The 17,383-nt window shown below is 70.2% G+C and carries 15 protein-coding genes; 3 read left to right on the top strand and 12 right to left on the bottom strand.

Translation table 11 applies throughout. The features are described from left to right. Positions 1-37: 37 nt before the first annotated feature. The 6 genes from AC4NN1_RS06365 to AC4NN1_RS06340 all read right to left on the bottom strand — a co-directional run bounded on the left by AC4NN1_RS06365 (position 38) and on the right by AC4NN1_RS06340 (position 7,634). The gene (locus AC4NN1_RS06365; RefSeq protein WP_491954822.1) at positions 38-955 is read right to left on the bottom strand and encodes an N-acetylglucosamine kinase; all 918 of its coding nucleotides are present in this window, start codon (positions 953-955) and stop codon (positions 38-40) included. Next, positions 952-1,917, bottom strand: coding sequence for a glycoside hydrolase family 113 (locus AC4NN1_RS06360; protein ID WP_491954821.1), 966 nt, complete (start codon positions 1,915-1,917; stop codon positions 952-954). The genes AC4NN1_RS06365 and AC4NN1_RS06360 overlap by 4 nt, the downstream gene beginning before the upstream one ends. Beyond that, positions 1,914-4,415, bottom strand: coding sequence for a glycoside hydrolase family 2 protein (locus AC4NN1_RS06355; protein WP_491954820.1), 2,502 nt, complete (start codon positions 4,413-4,415; stop codon positions 1,914-1,916). The genes AC4NN1_RS06360 and AC4NN1_RS06355 overlap by 4 nt, the downstream gene beginning before the upstream one ends. Then, positions 4,412-5,308 (bottom strand): carbohydrate ABC transporter permease, encoded by an 897-nt coding sequence (locus AC4NN1_RS06350; protein WP_491954819.1) that lies wholly within the window; start codon positions 5,306-5,308, stop codon positions 4,412-4,414. Before AC4NN1_RS06350 ends, AC4NN1_RS06355 begins: the two co-directional genes overlap by 4 nt. Continuing rightward, on the bottom strand, positions 5,305-6,228 hold the full coding sequence (locus tag AC4NN1_RS06345; protein WP_491954818.1) for a carbohydrate ABC transporter permease: 924 nt from the start codon (positions 6,226-6,228) through the stop codon (positions 5,305-5,307). The genes AC4NN1_RS06350 and AC4NN1_RS06345 overlap by 4 nt, the downstream gene beginning before the upstream one ends. Positions 6,229-6,317: 89 nt before the next feature. Beyond that, positions 6,318-7,634 (bottom strand): ABC transporter substrate-binding protein, encoded by a 1,317-nt coding sequence (locus AC4NN1_RS06340; RefSeq protein ID WP_491954817.1) that lies wholly within the window; start codon positions 7,632-7,634, stop codon positions 6,318-6,320. Between the two features lie 273 nt (positions 7,635-7,907). Between AC4NN1_RS06340 and AC4NN1_RS06335 the strand changes: the two genes are divergently transcribed. Continuing rightward, positions 7,908-8,912, top strand: a complete 1,005-nt coding sequence (locus tag AC4NN1_RS06335) for a LacI family DNA-binding transcriptional regulator (RefSeq protein ID WP_020096662.1) — start codon at positions 7,908-7,910, stop codon at positions 8,910-8,912. 6 nt (positions 8,913-8,918) lie between these two features. Here the strand turns inward: AC4NN1_RS06335 and AC4NN1_RS06330 are convergent, their stop codons facing one another. Then, positions 8,919-9,887, bottom strand: a complete 969-nt coding sequence (locus AC4NN1_RS06330) for an acetylxylan esterase (RefSeq protein WP_020096663.1) — start codon at positions 9,885-9,887, stop codon at positions 8,919-8,921. 115 nt (positions 9,888-10,002) lie between these two features. Here AC4NN1_RS06330 and AC4NN1_RS06325 point away from each other — a divergent pair, with 115 nt between their 5' ends. Beyond that, positions 10,003-12,219: an NADP-dependent isocitrate dehydrogenase gene (locus AC4NN1_RS06325; protein WP_336124540.1), complete on the top strand. Its 2,217-nt coding sequence runs from the start codon at positions 10,003-10,005 to the stop codon at positions 12,217-12,219. A gap of 63 nt (positions 12,220-12,282) precedes the next feature. On the opposite strand, the gene AC4NN1_RS06320 is transcribed toward AC4NN1_RS06325, so the two are convergent. From AC4NN1_RS06320 to AC4NN1_RS06310, 3 genes are all read right to left on the bottom strand, one after another. Continuing rightward, positions 12,283-12,735 (bottom strand): GNAT family N-acetyltransferase, encoded by a 453-nt coding sequence (locus AC4NN1_RS06320; protein WP_116228534.1) that lies wholly within the window; start codon positions 12,733-12,735, stop codon positions 12,283-12,285. A 58-nt stretch (positions 12,736-12,793) separates the two neighbouring features. Continuing rightward, positions 12,794-14,218 carry a L,D-transpeptidase family protein gene (locus AC4NN1_RS06315; RefSeq protein WP_116228535.1) on the bottom strand — a complete coding sequence of 475 codons (1,425 nt, stop codon included), beginning with the start codon at positions 14,216-14,218 and terminating at the stop codon, positions 12,794-12,796. 112 nt (positions 14,219-14,330) lie between these two features. Then, on the bottom strand, positions 14,331-14,759 hold the full coding sequence (locus AC4NN1_RS06310; protein WP_336124538.1) for a hypothetical protein: 429 nt from the start codon (positions 14,757-14,759) through the stop codon (positions 14,331-14,333). Positions 14,760-14,878: 119 nt separating this feature from the next. On the opposite strand from AC4NN1_RS06310, the gene AC4NN1_RS06305 reads away from it, so the two are divergent. Beyond that, positions 14,879-15,496, top strand: coding sequence for a hypothetical protein (locus tag AC4NN1_RS06305; RefSeq protein WP_020096667.1), 618 nt, complete (start codon positions 14,879-14,881; stop codon positions 15,494-15,496). Here the strand turns inward: AC4NN1_RS06305 and AC4NN1_RS06300 are convergent. Together AC4NN1_RS06300 and AC4NN1_RS06295 are read right to left on the bottom strand one after the other, a co-directional pair. After that, positions 15,487-16,854 carry an FAD-binding oxidoreductase gene (locus tag AC4NN1_RS06300; RefSeq protein ID WP_336124536.1) on the bottom strand — a complete coding sequence of 456 codons (1,368 nt, stop codon included), beginning with the start codon at positions 16,852-16,854 and terminating at the stop codon, positions 15,487-15,489. The two genes, AC4NN1_RS06305 and AC4NN1_RS06300, sit on opposite strands and share 10 nt — an antisense overlap. Next, a complete protein-coding gene (locus AC4NN1_RS06295; RefSeq protein ID WP_020096669.1) occupies positions 16,851-17,276 on the bottom strand; it encodes a YrdB family protein in 426 nt (141 codons plus the stop codon). Before AC4NN1_RS06295 ends, AC4NN1_RS06300 begins: the two co-directional genes overlap by 4 nt. Between the last annotated feature and the right edge of the window lie 107 nt (positions 17,277-17,383).

Below are 17,383 nucleotides of genomic sequence, written 5' to 3'. Positions count from 1 at the left end.
CCTGCATTCGGCACGGTCACCGCGCGTCGCGTGCGGGTCAGATCGCGCCGGCGCGGTGGACGGCGGCGCCGAGCGGATGCGCGGGGGTGATCTCCGCCAGGGCGAGGGCGCCGTCGATCCCGACGCCGCGGGGCGAGACGAGGCGGAGGTCCTCGCCGAGTTCGGACTCGAAGGCGTCGTGCAGCGTTCGCGAGGCGAAGACCCCGCCGATGGCGCAGACGTCGAACGCCGGCTCATCGGTGCGCACGCGTCGGACCGCGGTCCGGGCGGATGAGGCGAGTTCGTGCGCCGCGCGTCGCGAGATGTCCCGCGCCACCGCGTCGCCGGCATCCGCGGCTGCAGCGACCTCGCGAGCGAGCGAGGCGACGACGCGCACGCGGTCGTGGTCGGCCTGCAGCGCCATGTAGGCCTGCGTCAGGTCCGGCCAGCGCGACAGCGCGGCCTCGGTCAGAACCGTCGCGGGGCCGCGTCCGTCGTAAGCGCGCATCACGGCATCGAGGGCCGCGCGCCCGATCCAGTAGCCGCTGCCGGCGTCGCCCATGATCCAGCCCCAGCCGTCGACCCGCGCCGTCTCGGTCTCGCCGACGGCCAGAGTGACGACTCCGGTGCCGGCTGCGACGACGGCGCCGTGCCGATCGCCCAGCGCACCGAGGAACGACGTCGTCGAATCATGCGCGAGCATCGTCGCCTGCACGCCGTCGGCGTGGACCAGCGCGAGGAGCGCATCCGCATCGGCGTCGCGGTCGGTGAGTCCCGAGATCCCCGCCGTCACGACGTCGAGGTCGGTGCCGGTCCGCGCGAGGGTCTCGCGCACGACGTCGGCGAGCTGCGGCAGGAGGGGGATGCCGGTGTGGATGCCGCGGAACGTCAGGTCCTCGCGGCGGGTGCCGTCGTCGACTCGCACCTTGATGTCGCTCTGTCCCGCATCGATGGCGAGCACTCGGCGCGCGTTCATCGTCCTCCTCCGGTGGTGGCGCCTGCCAGCGCCCGGTACCGCTCGCGCAGGAACTCTCCCGCCGGCTTGCCATATGGACAGTAGTCGTCGTTGCGGTCGGCGACGTCCGGGTCGTAAAGCTCGGCCGGCCAGTCCCAGAGGAAGAACCCCGACATCCACTCGCGTTCCGCGCACGCGTCGAACATGACGCGGTAGTAGTCGAGCTGCGCCTGTCCCGACGGCGCGCCCTCGAGAGCCCAGTCGTTCGGTCGCATCGGGGAGTTCTCGCGCGAGGGGCATCCCGCTTCGAGGAAGACGAACGGTTTGCCGGATGCCGCGACGACCGCCTCGATCCGGTCGAGGTTCTCCTGCCACGCGTCGATCGGGTAGTAGCCGCTCGAGGAGATCACGTCGACCGCGTCCCACCAGCCGACCCGGTCCTCCTGGTACTTGTCGCAGTTGTACGTCACGAGTCCGGAGTACACCTCTCGCACCGCCCGCACCAGGTCACGCCAGTGCGTCTCCTGCCCGTCGGCGCGCACCATCTCGCACCCGATGCAGAGCATCGCGCAGCCCTCGGCCTCGGCGATGCGGGCGGCGTCGAGGATGAACTCCCGGTACGAGGCGAACCACTCCGTCCAGCTCGGCTCGCCGGGCACGTCCCAGTCGAAGAAGCCGATGAACGCGCGCCAGGTCCCGTCGGCGACGTTGACGACCGGCTTCAGACAGACCTTCAGGCCGCGGTCGTGCGCCACACGGATGGCGTGGACGATCTCGTCCTCGGTGACCGTCGGCTCGTCGCGGAACGGGATCTCGGTCGAGAACGCGGTCGTCTGCAGGGCGGCGTACGAGAGCGCCGCCCACGTGACGCCGTGGTCGACCATAGCGTCGAGGGATGCCGCGGCCGCAGGTGTCGTCCACGTTCCGCGGACGCCCGTCCACCCCCACGTCATCCCGCAGACGAATCCATCCGGCAGGCTCATCCGGTCACCAGCTGGTTGGCGGAGCGGAGCACGCGGGGGTCCGCGAGCGCGTCCGCGTCGAGCGCGACGCCGGCGTCGTGGCGCACGACGATGCGTCCGATCTCGCCGGGGAGCAGCGTGAGCAGGCCGTCGGCGGGCTGCGCGGAGGCATGCACCTTGTCGGCGAGCAGCGAGACCTCGCGGGCGAAGCGGGCAGCCGTGATGCTGACCTCGGTGCCTCCCTCGACCGCGCGCGTCGAGACCGTCAGACCGGGATCGCCGAGCGTCGAGTCGCGCGGCTCGGCGAAGTACCAGATTCCGCGCGCGCCGTCGGCATCGACCACGAGCGCCTCGGACGCGGCATCCGCCGCCGTGGCGAGCTCGGCATCGATCGACATGACGAGTGTTCCCCGGGCTTCGACGGTGACGTCCACCGCCGTGTCGGCGAGCACGTCACCGCCGAACGAGACGCGTCGCGTGCGCACCGGGACGCTCCACGCCTCATCGGTGTCGTTTCCGAGGACGGCGACCAGCCGGCCGTCGCGCGGCTGCACCGTCGCGACGCGGGGAGCGAAGGCGTTCTTCAGTGCGTGGAACAGCGGCTTGACCCGCTCGGCCCCGTCGATCGCGGCCCACGAGGTGACCGGCCAGCAGTCGTTGAGCTGCCAGACGACGGCGCCCATCGTGTGCGGCGCCCACGAGCGGAAGTGGTCGAGCGCAGCGCCGACGGCGAGGGCCTGGTTCAGCTGCATCGCCCAGTGCCAGGTCTCCATATCGGCCGGCACCCGGAAGTGGGGGAGCAGCCCGTTCGTGAGCTTCACGTTGCCGTCGATGGCCTTCTGGTGGACGATCATGCCCGGCGACTCGGGCGTCAGCGGCGCATCGTCGACGGACTCGACGAGCGTCGTCCACGCCGGCGGCGCCTGCCAGCCGAACTCGGCGACGAAGCGCGGCGTGTGGTCGCGGTACGTTGCCCAGTCGCGCCGGTTCCACTGCTCCCACAGGTGCATGCTGCCGTGCAGCTCGTCGTTCGGGTGCGGCCCCGTCTGACGACCGGATGCCGCGTCCCAGCCGGTCTCGGGGCTGAAGGGGCTGCCGGGGGCGTACGGGACGTGCGGGGCGAGTTCGGCGATGAGGGCGGGGAAGAGCTCGTAGTAGTACGTCGCACCCCAGCTCTTGCCATCGAGGCTCAGCTTCCAGCCCCAGTCCTCGAAGCCCCAGAGGTTCTCGTTGTTGCCGACGAGCTGCGCGAGCGAGGCGTGCGAGGCAAGTCGGACGATGTTCTCGCGCGCCTCGGCCTCGATCTCGGAGCGCAGTGGCTCCTCCTCGGGGTAGGCGGCGCACGCGAAGAGGAAGTCCTGCCAGACGAGCAGGCCGAGTTCGTCCGCGAGGTCATAGAAGTCGTCGGACTCGTAGAGGCCGCCGCCCCACACGCGGATGAGGTTCACGTTCGCGTCGATCGCCTGGCGGAAGCGGCGCTCGTAACGGTCGCGGTCGACGCGCACGGGGAGCGCGTCGTCGGGGATCCAGTTGACCCCCTTCACGAAGATCGGCCGGTCGTTGACGATGAGCGTGTACGGCGTGCCCGCGGCATCCGGCTCGGTGTCCCAGTGGAGGGTCCGGAACCCGACCCGTCGAGTGGTCGCGTCGACCGTCCCGCCCTCGGCGTGGAGGGAGACCTCGACGGTGTAGAGCGGCTGGTCGCCGTGACCGACGGGCCACCAGCGGTGGGCCACGGGGAGGTCGACCTCGACGTGCCCGTTCTCACCGACGGCGGTGGCGACCGCGGTCGCGTCGCCATCCAGGCCCGGACCCCGCACCACCGCACGCAGCTCGAGCGGGGTGCCGGCGGCATCCGTCCGGTCGATGCGGACGTCCACCGACACGCGTCCGCCGTCGCCGTCCGGCGTCGCGACGACGCGGGTCTCGGCCAGTCGCGCGGTCGACCATGACTCGAGGCGCGCCGACTTCCAGATGCCGCTCGTGTACGTCGCGATGCCCCAGTCCCAGCCGAAGCTGCAGGCGGACTTGCGGATCGCCTCGTAGGGCAGCGGGTACGGACGCGGCCGGGCGCCGAGCTCGATGCTCGCCTGGTTCGCGTACGGCACCGGCGCGCGGAAGGCGACCTCGAGGTCGTTGTCGCCGTCGCGCAGGTGCGCGGCCACGTCATAGCGGTAGGAGCGGTGCTGATTGGCGACCTCGCCGATCACCGTGCCGTTGAGGCGGATCACGGCGACCGTGTCGAGACCGTCGAACACGAGGTCGTGGCGCTCGCTGCCGTCGGGCGTCCAGGCGAACGTCGTCCGATACGTCCAATCGACGAGGCCGATCCACGCCAGCAGCGACTCGTTGTCGCCGTGGAACGGGTCGGGGATCAGGCCCTCGGCGAGCAGATCGACGTGGATGCTGCCGGGCACGGTCGCGGGCACGGTGAGACCGCCGACGACGTCGGGCGCGGGACCCGCGGTGGCGCGGACGGTCCATCCGTCGTGGAGGGGACGGCGGGAGAGGTGGGTCACTTGACGGCTCCTGAGGTGAGGCCCTGGTAGATCCATCGTTGCAGGACGAGGAAGGCGACCAGCGTCGGGATGATCACGACGAGCGTGCCGGCCGCGATCACCTCCCACTGTGCGCCGAAGGGCCCCTTGAATCGGAAGAGGGACGTGGAGATCATGCCCTCGGAGGGCAGGTAGAGGAAGGGGGCGTAGAACTCGTTGTAGACCGCGATGCCCTTGATGATGACGACGGTGGCGATCGCGGGGCGCAGCAGGGGGAGGATCACACGCCAGTAGATCGTCCACCGGTTGGCGCCGTCGATCATCGCGGCTTCGTCGAGCGAGATCGGGATCGACTGCATGAACTGGATGAAGAGGTAGATCGCGATGATGTCGGTGCCCATGAAGAGCAGGATCAGCGCGGCCTTGGTGTCGTAGAGGCCGAGCCCGTTGACGAGCTGGAAGGTCGCGACCTGACTCGTCACGCCCGGGATGAGGGTGGCCAGCAGGAACAGGCCCATGACGAGCTTCTTGCCCCGGAAGGCGAACCGGTCGAGGGCGTACGCGGCCATCGTGCCGAGTGCGATCGTGCCGACGAGCGAGACGGCCAGCACGATCGTCGTGTTGACGAATCCCTCGAGCATCTTGCCGCTCGTGAACGCCGTCACGAAGTTATCGAAGTTCAGCCAGTTCGACGGCGGATCGAACGGCCCCGTCGCCGCGTATTCGCTCGAGCTCTTCATCGAGGCGAACAGCAGCACCGACAGCGGCAGCAGGGTGACGACCGCGGCGATCACGAGGCTCGTGTACTTCGCCGCGGTGGCGCTCATGCTGCCGAGACGCTGGAGCGGCGTCCGCCCCGACCGGCGCCGGGGGAGGGGCATGGGCTTCGTGGGAGGCATCAGGGTGGCGGTCATGTCAGGTCCACCTTCTCGTCGGGGAACACGCGGCGCTGGATCCACGTCACGACCAGCACGATCGCCAGCAGGACGACGGCCATGGCCGAGGCCAGGCCGACCTGGCGGAAGGAGAACGCGGTCTGCAGGGTCTGGATGACGAAGGTCGCCGACCCGTTGGCGCCGCCGGTCATGATGAACGGCACCTCGAACACCGACAGGCTGCCGGCGATGGCGAGGATGAACGACAGTCCGATGATGCGACGGATGCCGGGGGCGATGATCGACCAGAACTGCTGCCACTTGTTGGCGCCGTCCAGCTCAGCGGCTTCGTAGAGCTCGCGGGGGATCGACTGGATCGCGCCGAGGAAGAGCACGAAGTTCAGTCCCGTGTAGCGCCAGACGGATGTCCCGGCGAGCGACCAGTTGACGACGTCGGGGTCGCCCAGCCACTTCGGCGGGTCGGCGAGGCCGACCCATCCGAGCACGGTGTCGAGGGTGCCCCCGGGCTGGAACAGGTAGAGGAAGACGAACCCGATCGCGACGCCGTTGATCAGGTACGGGAAGAAGAGGATGCCGCGGAACAGGTTCGAGAACCGGGTCGAGAAGCTGAGGATCACCGCGAAGTAGAGCGCGATGGCCATCTGCAGGAAGGAGGCGGCGAAGTAGTAGAGGCTCACCCAGAAGACACTGAAGATGCGCGGATCGGTGAAGACCTGCACGTAGTTGTCGATGCCGACGAGGTTCTTCTCGAGGTCGATGCCGTCCCAGTCGGTGACCGAGTAGTAGAAGAGGTTCAGCGCCGGCCAGTAGGTGAACAGGAGGAGGAGGCCGACGGCCCCGGAGAGGAACAGCCAGGGGGTCAGCCGTTGCACGATCCCGCGTCCCGCCCGGCGCGACCCGCTGCCGGGGGCGCCGGATGCGCGGCGTGCGCCGCGCATCCGACGTCCTCGGGCGGGTGCGGACAGGACCGCAGGGGCGTCCGCGGGTGCGGAGCCGGAAGCTGCGATCGCCATCGTGGATACCTCTCTCAGCCGAGCTTCTTCGCCGATGCGCCCCAGCGCTCGTTGAGTTCGGCGAAGTAGCTGTCCTTGTCGCCGTCGGCGGCGCCGCGGGCGATGTCGACGAGCTTCTGGCGGTAGAGCGGGCCGTAGAGGTCGATCTGCGAGTCGTCGGCGATCGCGTTGATCAGACCCTCCTTGCCGGCGGGGGCGGGGTTGATCTCCATGAGCTCGACTCCCGAGTCCTCGAACCCGGCGAGGTTGGCGGGGAGCGGCTTGTCGATGACGGGGGACAGCATGCCCTGCGCCTCGGTGTAGCCGGAGTCGGCGGCGACCCACTGGATCCACGCCCACGCGGCGGCCTTCGCCTTCGAGTGCTTGCTCACGGCGAGGTTGTAGTCGCCGCCGATGACGGCGTACTGGGTGCCATCGACGTTGGCCGGGAAGGCCATGTAACCGATGTCGTCGGCCGAGCCGCCATTCGCCTCGGCGGCCGCCTGCATCTGCGAGATGGCCCACGAGCCGAGCGGCATCGTGGCGATCTTGCCGGTGCCGAGGTCGACCTTGGACTGCTCCCAGTTGGTGGTGAGCGGGTCCTCCTCCGTGAGTCCGGCGGCCACGGTGTCGTAGAGGAAGGAGTCGACCGCGTAGGTGTCGGTGCCCTCGGTCCACGGCGCGGGGTTCTCCGCCATCGTGATGGGGGCGTCGGGGTCGTGCGTGATCGAGCCGAGGTTCCCGAAGGCCTGCGTGAGCGGCCAGCCGTCCTTGTAGTTGGTGTACATCGGGATCGCGTCGGTGTTGTCCTTCACCTTCTGCAGCGTGTCGAGCCAGCCGGCCTCGTCGGTGGGCAGGTCGGTGATCCCCGCCGCGTCGAAGACCTTCTTGTTGTAGACGATGCCGTTGGCGTTGCCGCCGAAGGCGATGCCGTACTGCGTGCCGTCGAAGCTCGCGGCGGGCAGGAAGCGGTACGTGTCCTCGAACGACGAGGTCTTGCCGAGCGGCTCGAGGAACTGCTCGTACTGGTCGGGCTTGATCGCCGGGATGCCGATGACGTCGCCGTAGTTCGTGGTCGACATGCGGGTGAGCATCTCGCCGGCGTAGTCGGTGATGCCCTCGAAGGTGACGTTCACGTCGGGGTACTTCTTGGTGAACTCCTTCGCGTACTTCTCGAAGGTGCCGTCCTCGACAAGGTCGGTGCGCCAGGTGACGACCTTGATGTCGCCGGCCACCTTTCCGTCGATCGTGTTGTCGCCGGCGGGCTGTGTGCCACCGCCGGCGCAACCGGCGAGGGCGATGCCGGCGAGCGTGAGCGTCGCGGCAGCAACGCCGATCCGTGTGCGTGCCATGTGTGCGTCTCCTGTCAGGTTCGTCTTCGAAACCACTCGGGTGCGGGTCGGCAACGGCGCCGACGCGGCTCACGTTAGACCCCCGACCGACCTCTCACAAGGCTTCGATGACAGCGCTGTCTGGACTTGTCCGAATGTCGATGCACATCCGCGAAATAGCCCTGGGCTGGGGTTTATTATCTCGGATGCGTCTTTGTGAGGCTTCCGATGTCAGACAAATGTCCATCGTCGTCATTTCTGTCCGGACTGCTATCGTGGGCGGCGGGAGGCACGATGACGGTGCAGCAACGGGCCACGCTCGACGACGTCGCGCGGCTGGCCGGAGTCAGCTCCAAGACGGTCTCACGGGTCTTCGCGCAGCGGGAGCTCGTCGCACCGCAGACGGTCGAGCGGGTCCTCGCCTCGGCGAAGCGGCTGCGCTTCCGGCCCAACAGCCTCGCGCAGGGGCTGCGCCGTGGGGGCAGCCGCACGGTCGGCTTCATCATCGGCGAGCTGAGCAACCCGTTCTACTACAAGGTCGCCGCCGGTATCGAGAAGGAGCTCTCCGCGCACGGGTTCAGCCTTGTCGTCGCCACCACCGACGACACCGAAGAGGGCGAGGGGCGCGTCGCCGATGCGCTCCTGGCGCAGCGCGTCGGAGCGCTGCTGCTCATCCCCGTCGGCGAGGACCAGTCCTACCTCGAGGGGGAGCGTCAGCTCGGGACCCCGGTCATCGCCATCGACCGCCCGGCCCGCAACCTCGCTGCCGATTCGATCGTCCTCGACAACCGCGCGGCCGTCCTCGAGGCGACCCGTCGGCTGACGGCGCTCGGTCACCGGCGCATCGCCTACGTCTGCAACCCGGCATCCGTCTGGACGCAGTCCGAGCGTCTCGCCGGCTACCGCCAGGCGATGGCCGAGGCGGGCATCGAGGCGGGGCGGTGGGAGATGCTGGGCGACGACCTGTCGATCCCGCCGCGGGAACTCGTGCAGCGCCTCTGGCAGCAGGATGCCTCGCCGACGGCCATCATCGCCGGCAACAACCGGGTGACGGTCGGCGCACTGCGCGCGCTGAAGGCGCGCGACGATCAGCGGACGGCGCTCATCGGCTTCGACGACTTCGACACCGCGGACGTGCTCGGTGTCTCGGTCATCTCATACGACCCGCTCGAACTGGGGCGACGCGCGGCCACCCTCGCGATGGAGCGCATCGGCGACCCCTCCGGCTTCGTGCGTCAGATCACCCTGCCGACGTGGATCATCGAGCGGGGCACCGGCGAGCGTCCGCCGGTCGACTGAGCGGACTCAGACCCGCGCCGCGAGGAACTCGGCCTGCCGCATCCACTGGTACGCCTGGCCGCCCTCGTGCTCGTTGAAGGGGAAGACCTCGATCTCCTTGTCCGCCCCGGCCCATGCGTTGAAGGCCGCGAACACGGTCGACGGCGGGCAGATCGGGTCGAGCAGGGCGACCGAGAAGAGGGATGCCGCCTGTGCCCGCGCGGCGAAGCTCACCCCGTCGAAGTACGAGAGGGTCTCGAAGACGCGCTCCTCCGCTCCGCGGTGGACGGCCAGGTACCGCGCGACCTCCTCGTACGGGTCGCGGCCCGTCATCCCGACGGCGCGCTCGAAGTGGCAGAGAAAGGGCACGTCGGGCATCGCCGCGACGAGATCGTCGCTGAGGGCTGCCGCCGCGATGGCGATGCCGCCGCCCTGGCTGCCGCCGCACACGGCCACACGGGCGGCATCCACCTCGGGGAGGGAACGCACCGCGTCGATCGCCCGCACCGCGTCGGTGAACACGCGGCGGTAGTAGTAGGTCTCGGGGTCGTCGATGCCCTGAGTCATGTATCCCGGGAAGGCGGGGCCGGAGCCGTGCGGGTCGGGGGTCGCCCCGCCCGATCCCCAGGCGCTGCCCTGACCGCGGGTGTCCATGAAGAAGTGCGCGTAGCCGGATGCCGCCCACCCGAGCCGCTCCACCGGCAGACCCCGGCCCCCGCCGTACCCGTTGAACTCGACGACGGCCGGCAGCGCGCCGTCGCGCGCGGTCGGCAGGAGCAGCCAGCCCTTCACGGGGTCGCCCGCGAAGCCGGGGAACGTCACGTCGAACGCCTCGATGCCCCGCAGGGGCGTCTCGACCGGGGTGACCACCGGCGACCCGCCGGCCTCCCGCGCGCCGGCGATCGTGCTCGACCAGAAGTCGTCGAAGTCGGCGGGGATGCGGATCTGGGGACGGTAGTCGCGGAGGTCGGGCAGAGGCAGATCGAAGCGCGGCACGGCCTCACCCTAGCGCCCGGGCGAGCCCCGGCGGAGATATCTCGACATCGAGAGAAACCGGGGTCGTGCGATACGCTGAGGAGCATCCGCGACGCCCTTTTCTTGGAGACGACACGTGCCTGATTCCACCATCATCTACACCTACACCGACGAGGCTCCCGCGCTGGCGACGGCGTCCTTCCTGCCGATCGTCGAAGCGTTCGCCGGAAAGGCCGGAGTCCACATCGACACCCGCGACATCTCGCTCGCGGGCCGCATCCTCGCGGCGTTCCCCCAGAACCTCACCCCCGAGCAGCAGGTGGGCGACGCGCTCGCCGAGCTCGGCGGTCTCGCCACCCTGCCCGAGGCCAACATCATCAAGCTGCCGAACATCTCGGCATCCATTCCGCAGCTCAAGGCGGCCGTCGCCGAGCTGAAGGCCGCCGGCTACGACATCCCGGACTACCCGGACGAGCCGAAGGACGTGGCCGAGAAGGACATCCGCGCCCGTTACGACCGCATCAAGGGTTCCGCCGTGAACCCCGTCCTGCGCGAAGGCAACAGCGACCGTCGTGCCCCGCTCTCGGTCAAGAACTACGCGCGCAAGCACCCGCACCGCAACAAGCCCTTCGCCGACGGAAGCAAGACCCGCGTCGCGACGCTCGGCCACGACGACTTCAAGTCCAACGAGACCTCGACGGTCATCGAGGGTGACGACGTCCTGACGATCCGCTTCACGGCCGAGGACGGCTCCGTCACCGAGCTGAAGTCGGGACTCAAGGTCCTCCCCGGTGAGGTGGTCGACGCGACCTTCCTCTCCGCGGCGGCCCTCGACGCCTTCCTGACCGACACCATCGCTCAGGCTGCGGCCGAGGACGTGCTCTACTCCGTGCACCTCAAGGCCACCATGATGAAGGTCAGCGACCCGATCATCTTCGGTCACGTCGTCCGCGCCTTCTTCGCCGATGTCTTCTCGCGCTTCGGTGACAAGCTCGCCGCGGCCGGCCTCACCCCGAACGACGGTCTCGGCGCGATCCTCGCCGGTCTCGGCCACGTCGAAGGCGGCGACGAGATCCGCTCGGCGTTCGATGCGGCCATCGCGAACGGGCCCCGGCTCTCGTACGTCAACTCCGACAAGGGCATCACCAACCTGCACGTCCCCTCCGACGTGATCGTGGATGCCTCGATGCCGGCCCTCATCCGCAACGGCGGCAAGCTGTGGGGTGCCGACGGCGGTGAGGACGACACGATCGCCGTCATCCCCGACTCCTCCTACGCGGGCGTCTACCAGGCGACCATCGACGACGTCATCGCGAACGGTCCGCTGAACCCGGCGACCATCGGCTCCGTGCCGAACGTCGGACTCATGGCCCAGGCGGCCGAGGAGTACGGCTCGCACGACAAGACGTTCGAGATCCCCGCGGCCGGCACGGTCGAGGTCGTGAACTCGGCGGGCGAGGTCCTCCTCTCGCACGCGGTGCAGTCGGGTGACATCTGGCGTGCGACGCAGACCAAGGACGTCGCCATCCGCGACTGGGTGAAGCTCGCCGTCACGCGTGCCCGTGCGACCGGGGTCCCCGCCGTGTTCTGGCTCGACGAGAGCCGCGCCCACGACGCGAACCTCATCGCGAAGGTGAAGACCTACCTCGCCGACCACGACACCGAGGGGCTCACGATCGAGATCCTCGCGCCGGCCGACGCGACCCGGTACTCGCTCGAGCGCATCCGCCGCGGTGAGGACACCATCTCGGTCACCGGCAACGTCCTCCGCGACTACCTCACCGACCTGTTCCCGATCCTCGAGGTCGGCACGAGCGCCAAGATGCTCTCGATCGTCCCGCTGCTCGCCGGCGGCGGACTGTTCGAGACCGGTGCGGGCGGCTCGGCCCCCAAGCACGTGCAGCAGCTCGTCGGTGAGAACTACCTGCGCTGGGACTCGCTGGGCGAGTTCTTCGCACTGGCTGCCTCGTTCGAGCACCTCGCCGACTACACCGGCAACGCGCACGCGAAGGTCCTCGCCGACACCCTCGACGCGGCCACCGGCACCTTCCTCGAAGAGGACAAGTCGCCCGGACGCGCCCTCGGCACGATCGACAACCGCGGCAGCCACTTCTACCTCGCGACCTACTGGGCGCAGGAGCTGGCTCGTCAGACCGTCGACGCCGAGCTCGCGGCGGCCTTCGCCCCCGTCGCCGAGGCGCTGAGCTCGAACGAGGAGACGATCGTCGCCGAGCTCGTCGCCGTGCAGGGAGCCCCGGCCGAGATCGGCGGCTACTACCGCCCCGACCCCGCTTTGGTCGAGAAGGTCATGCGCCCCTCGGCGACGCTGAACGGCATCATCGACGGGCTCTGATCCGAACGAACGGATGCCCCGGCCGCGTCAGCGGGCCGGGGCATCCGTTCGTTCGGGGGAGTGTCAGAGCTTGATCTGCGCGACGACCTCGCCGTACTCGGTCTCGTCGACGGGAGTGAAGCCGACGCGCTGGAAGAACGCGTCCGGCCCGCCCTCGCCCGCTTCATAGATGACGTTGACGTGGTCGAAGCCGCGCGCACGGGCTTCGTCGATGAGCTGGTCGACGGCGTAACGGCCGACGCCGCGGCCCTGGTCGTCGGCATCCACGTTGATGCGCCACAGCACCGAACGGAAGTGCTCGTGGGGGGCGTCCGCATCGAACCCGGCACTCACGAAGCCCACGACCTCGTCGCCGTCGAGGATGACGCGCTGCCACGAGGTGGCGGGATCGACCACGGTCGCCGCGATCGCGTAGCTCTCGGGCGTGACGAACCGTTCCTGGCCCGGCTTGAGGGAGAGCGTGTTCACACCGACGATCGTCGACGCCGACAGTTCTTCTACGCGGAGGTCAGCCATGAGCACAGGCTAACCGGGATCGCCACGGACTGCATCCGAACGATCGATGCGCTTCGCGTCAGGAATGGATCCAGACGTCGCCGCCGTCGGGCATCCAGTCGTAGAGCTTCTTGGCCAGGGCCGGAGGCATGTTGACGCAGCCGGCGCTCATCTGGTTGCCGAAGTTGTTGTGCCAGTACGCGCCGTGGAAGGCCTGGTTGCCGTTGAAGTACATGACCCACGGGACGTCGGGCTGCGTGTACTTGTTGCCGGTGTCGCGCGACGTGCCCTTCATGTCCTGCAGGGGGGTGCGCCAGCCGATCGAGTAGTGACCGGTGTACGTCACCGCGCCGTCGCGGCCGCTGGAGATCAGCCAGGTGTCGACGACCTTGCCGTTCTCCTTCAGGTAGAGCCGCTGCTCGCCGAGGTCGACCTCGGCGAGTCGGACGGTGCTCACCGTGTCGCGCGGCGTCACATCGACGGGCAGGTCGTAGGACGCATCGCCGGTGGCGAGCTGGTCGGCGAAGTCGCGGGCGATGCCCGAGGTCTCCCCGAGGACGCGGCCGTCCTGGCCCGCGACGACGGTCGACAGCACGGTGCCCGCCTCGCTCGTGAGGACGTTGGCGCTCTCGGGGTCCTGGTTGACCTTCGTCGGCAGCGCGTCGACGGCCGCCTGGATCGCGGCGGCGTCGGCCGTGTAGCCGAACGTGCCGGACTCGTCGGCCGAGACCTGCAGCCAGGACGCGAGGGTCTCGGGTGCGACAGGCACGGCACGGTCGTCGCCGACGTAGAAGCCGGCCTCGGCGATCATGTCGTTGAGGGTGGTCGCGGTCGCCTCGGCCTCCGCCGTCGTGACGGCCGACGCGACCGGCTCGGGCGTCGGGTCGACGCTGGCGGTGCTGGCGCCGTCGGCGAGGGCGGTCTCGAGGGCGGCGCGGACGGCGTCGATCGACACCCCGGTGCCGTCGACCGCCGGTGTCACCGTGTACGCGCCGTCCTGGAACGAGACGGCCGCAGGCGTCGGATCGGTGTACGCGTCGGGCAGTGCCGCGCGCAGAGCGGATGCCGCCCGGTCGGCGTCGAGGGTGACCTCAGGCGTGCCGTACTCGGCGAACCACGCGGTCACGTTCCACATGGGGCTGCCCGCGAAAGCGGCATCGGCGACGGCGGAGGCATCGACCGAGGCGCCGAGATCGGCAGCCGACACGGTCGGGCCGCCGTCACCCAGCGAGACCTCGATGGACCCGAGGCGCGACGAGATCGAGTCGGCAGCGGCTCCTGCGGTCTGTCCGCCCACCGGCACTCCGGCGGCGGTCGTCCCCGGGGCGATCAGCACGAGCGAGCACACCGTGGCGGCGGCGACGACAGCGGCGACGGGCAGCCCGATCTTCAGCCACAGACGGCGAGGCTTGGGCGCCGGCTCGGCCGGTGCCCAGCGGACGTCGACGTGCCCACCCGATGCGGGCGTGCCGTCGGCGTCCTGGCGTGTGATGGTCTCGGACATCGATCTCCCCCGAGCTGCGGCCCGGCGTTCCCGACTCCACGGGGATCCGGGGTCTCGTCGCCAGGGCGAATGTCGCTTCCGAAAAGGGTACGCGACGTGGGCTGAATCCGGTTCACCGACCGCACAGATCGTGATAATCGGACACCGCCGTGCGGATGCGGTCGGTGGCGTCGGCGAGGCCGGTGGCGCCGTCGAGGTCGCCCGCCGCGGCATCCGCGGAGGCGTCCGCCAGAACGTCGAATCCGGCGCGGAGGTCGGCGACGATCGCCTCGACGCGTGCATTGTCGATCGATCCGGAGACCTGGCGCAGCGTCGTGCGGACGGCGGCGGTGGCCGTCGCGGCGGCGGCCGGGTCGGCGGCATCCGCCTCGGCGAAGTCGGTCATCGCACCGTCGACGGCGCCCGAGAGGGTCGCGCAGGCGGCGGCGACGGTCTGCGTGTCGTGCCTCGGGGCCGCCGGCGTGCACCCGACAGTGATGGCGGCGATCGCGGCGGCGACGAGGAGGGTGCCCGCGGCGCGGGCGGGGCGGAATGCGGACACGTCGGGCCTCCTCGGGTCGGAACCGTTCGAGCCTGTCACGTCTCCGCTGGAGGAACGGTGGACTCCGGGCTCCGGCCGAGCGGGTGGCAGCCCCGCACCGCGGGCCGTAGGGTGTGGCCATGCAGCGCACAACGGTGTGGTCGTGGCTCATCGGCGGTCTCCTGCTCGTCGGGCAGAGCGTGCTCGGCGTGCTCTCCGCCCTCGCCGCCCGCGCGGGAGACGCCGCCTCGGTACCGCTCGAACTCGGCGCCGCCGTGCTGGTCGCCGCCGCCTGCGTCGTCTATGCGTTCGGGTTGCGGCCCGAGGAGAGCGTCGTCGCCCGTCGGCCGGCGGGTGTGGTCATGCTGCTCTCGCTGGGCGGGTTCGTCCTGGTGCGCGCCGCGTGGTGGGCCGGCCCCACCGGGTACGCCGTCGGTGCGGAGCCGACCGCGGCGCTGAGTGTCATCGTCGCTTTCCTCCTGGCCATCGGGGGCGCGATCGCGATCCTCCGCATCGGGGTGATCCCGCGGCCGTGGAGTTGGATCCCGATCGCCGCCATCGGTCTGGGGCTCGGCCTCGCCACCATGTTCGCCGTCGCGACACTCGTGGCGCCGGGGGCCGGCGGTCCCGTCGGAGTGCTCCCTGCGTCGATCCCGGGTGTCGTCGGAATCATCTCGATCGTCCTGGCGGTCACGACGCAGCCGTCGCCGGCGCGGCCGTCGGCTTCACCGGCCGGCGCCGCCGTTCGTCACGGCTGAGGAGAGAAGACCTTGCCCGGGTTGAGGATCCCGGCCGGGTCGAAGACGGACTTGATCCCGCGCTGCAGCGACCACTGATCCTCGCCGAGCTCGTCCGCGAGCCAGCGGCTCTTCAGGACGCCGATGCCGTGTTCGCCGGTCAGGGTGCCGCCGAGGGCGATCGCCGCGCGGAACAGGTCGTCGGCCGCGCGCCAGACCTCGGCGGGCACCTCGTCGCCCTCGAAGATGAAGTTGGGGTGCAGGTTGCCGTCGCCGGCGTGACAGACCGTGGGGATCGTCAGCCCGTAGGCGGCTTCGATGCGGGCGATCTCGTCGAACATCGCCGGCAGCGCGCTCCGCGGCACGGACACGTCCTCGATCAACGCCGTTCCCAGCGTCTCCATCGCGGGGTGCATCGCCCGCCGCACCGCCCACAGCTGCGCGGCTTCCGCGTCGTCCGCGGCGAGCCGCACGGCTCCGCCGCTCGCGGCGAGGATGTCCGCGATCTCGGTCTGCTCGTATGCCGCGGCGGCTCCGTCGGTCTGCACGGTCAGCTGCGTCGCGCCGGGCGTCGGCGGGGCGAGACCGAGGAGCGCATGCGCGGCCGTCAGGCTCACGGCATCCATCAGCTCCATGATCGACGGCTGGATGCCGGCCGCGGTCACGGCGGCGGCTCCGGCGGCGGCGGCGCGGACGTCGGGGAAGCGGGCGGTGAGGGTCCGCGTCTCGCCGGGCACGAGCCGACGGAGCTTCAGGGTGGCGCCGACCACGACGCCCAGGGTGCCCTCCGAGCCGATCATGAGTGCCGTCAGGTCGTAGCCCGTGACGCCTTTGACGCTGCGATGACCCGTCGAGATGAGCCGCCCGTCGGCGAGGACGACATCGAGTGCGAGGACGGCGTCGCGGACGACTCCGTACTTCGCGCACAGCAACCCGCCCGCGCCCGTCGCGATGTTGCCGCCGACGGTCGAGATCTCGCGGCTGGCGGGGTCGGGTGCCCACCAGAGACCATAGGGGGCGAGGGTGCGCCCGAGGTCGGCGTTGAGGATGCCGGGTTCCACGACGGCGAGGAGGTCGTCCGGGCGGACCTCGAGTACGCGGTCCATGCCGCGCACCGACAGGGCGATTTCGCCGGCGCCGGTGTTCGCTCCTCCGGCGAGGCCCGTACCGGCGCCGCGGGTCACGACCGGCGTGCCCGTCGCGGTGGCGATCCGCATCGTGGTCTGGACGTCTGCGACGGATGCCGCGTGCACGACGGCGAGCGGTCGCCCGGCGGCGCGGTGCCCCGACTTGTCGGCGCGGGCCGCGTCGACGGCCGGATCGGAGGTGTCGACGCGCTCCCCGAGCGCCTCGCGCAGCAGAGCGACGACGTCGGTCACGACAGGCGGCGGCGACCCGCCAGGACGCCGACCACGACGGCGACGACGGCGAAGCCGAGACCGATCCAGGCCTGTCCTGCGCTCCACCAGGCGATCGTCGCCGACAGGTAGATGAGCAGCTCGACGAGTCCGCGCACGAAGGGGTGGACGCGGATCACGGCGCGCGGCGAGGCGAACAGGCCCCACACGATGAGCGTCGCGAGGGGCGCGGCGATTCCGAAGACGATGTTCCAGGGGAGGTCCCACGCAGTGAAGCCCCAGATCGCGAGTGATGCCACCGCGAAGAGGGTGCACAGGAAGCTGAGGAGGTCGAGGGCCGAGAGCCGCTCTGCGGTCGCGGTGGTCCCGGTGGCGGCGGGTGCCGTGGCGGCGGGTGCGGGCTCCGCGGGTCGTTCGGGGCGGACGTGGGGGAGCTCGGACATGCCTTGATTCTACGGGGGCCGTCGTGACGGCCGGAGTGTAACGAGTTTGTTAAGACTGCTTGCAAAAGCGGGTCACTCTCTTGCGGCATCCGTATTCGTAAGGCTTA

This window comes from Microbacterium sp. MDV22-iso44, from assembly GCF_058629135.1.
Note: the sequence above shows the minus strand (reverse complement) of the source record. Positions and strands in the feature narration are given on the sequence as shown.

What these genes read in the sequence shown, in the direction of transcription:
- AC4NN1_RS06365 (WP_491954822.1), bottom strand. Translation starts at nt 955, where the DNA reads ATGAACGCGCGCCGAGTGCTCGCCATCGATGCGGGACAGAGCGACATC.
- AC4NN1_RS06360 (WP_491954821.1), bottom strand. Translation starts at nt 1,917, where the DNA reads ATGAGCCTGCCGGATGGATTCGTCTGCGGGATGACGTGGGGGTGGACG.
- AC4NN1_RS06350 (WP_491954819.1), bottom strand. Translation starts at nt 5,308, where the DNA reads ATGACCGCCACCCTGATGCCTCCCACGAAGCCCATGCCCCTCCCCCGG.
- AC4NN1_RS06345 (WP_491954818.1), bottom strand. Translation starts at nt 6,228, where the DNA reads ATGCGCGGCGCACGCCGCGCATCCGGCGCCCCCGGCAGCGGGTCGCGC.
- AC4NN1_RS06340 (WP_491954817.1), bottom strand. Translation starts at nt 7,634, where the DNA reads ATGGCACGCACACGGATCGGCGTTGCTGCCGCGACGCTCACGCTCGCC.
- AC4NN1_RS06335 (WP_020096662.1), top strand. Translation starts at nt 7,908, where the DNA reads ATGACGGTGCAGCAACGGGCCACGCTCGACGACGTCGCGCGGCTGGCC.
- AC4NN1_RS06320 (WP_116228534.1), bottom strand. Translation starts at nt 12,735, where the DNA reads ATGGCTGACCTCCGCGTAGAAGAACTGTCGGCGTCGACGATCGTCGGT.
- AC4NN1_RS06315 (WP_116228535.1), bottom strand. Translation starts at nt 14,218, where the DNA reads ATGTCCGAGACCATCACACGCCAGGACGCCGACGGCACGCCCGCATCG.
- AC4NN1_RS06305 (WP_020096667.1), top strand. Translation starts at nt 14,879, where the DNA reads ATGCAGCGCACAACGGTGTGGTCGTGGCTCATCGGCGGTCTCCTGCTC.
- AC4NN1_RS06295 (WP_020096669.1), bottom strand. Translation starts at nt 17,276, where the DNA reads ATGTCCGAGCTCCCCCACGTCCGCCCCGAACGACCCGCGGAGCCCGCA.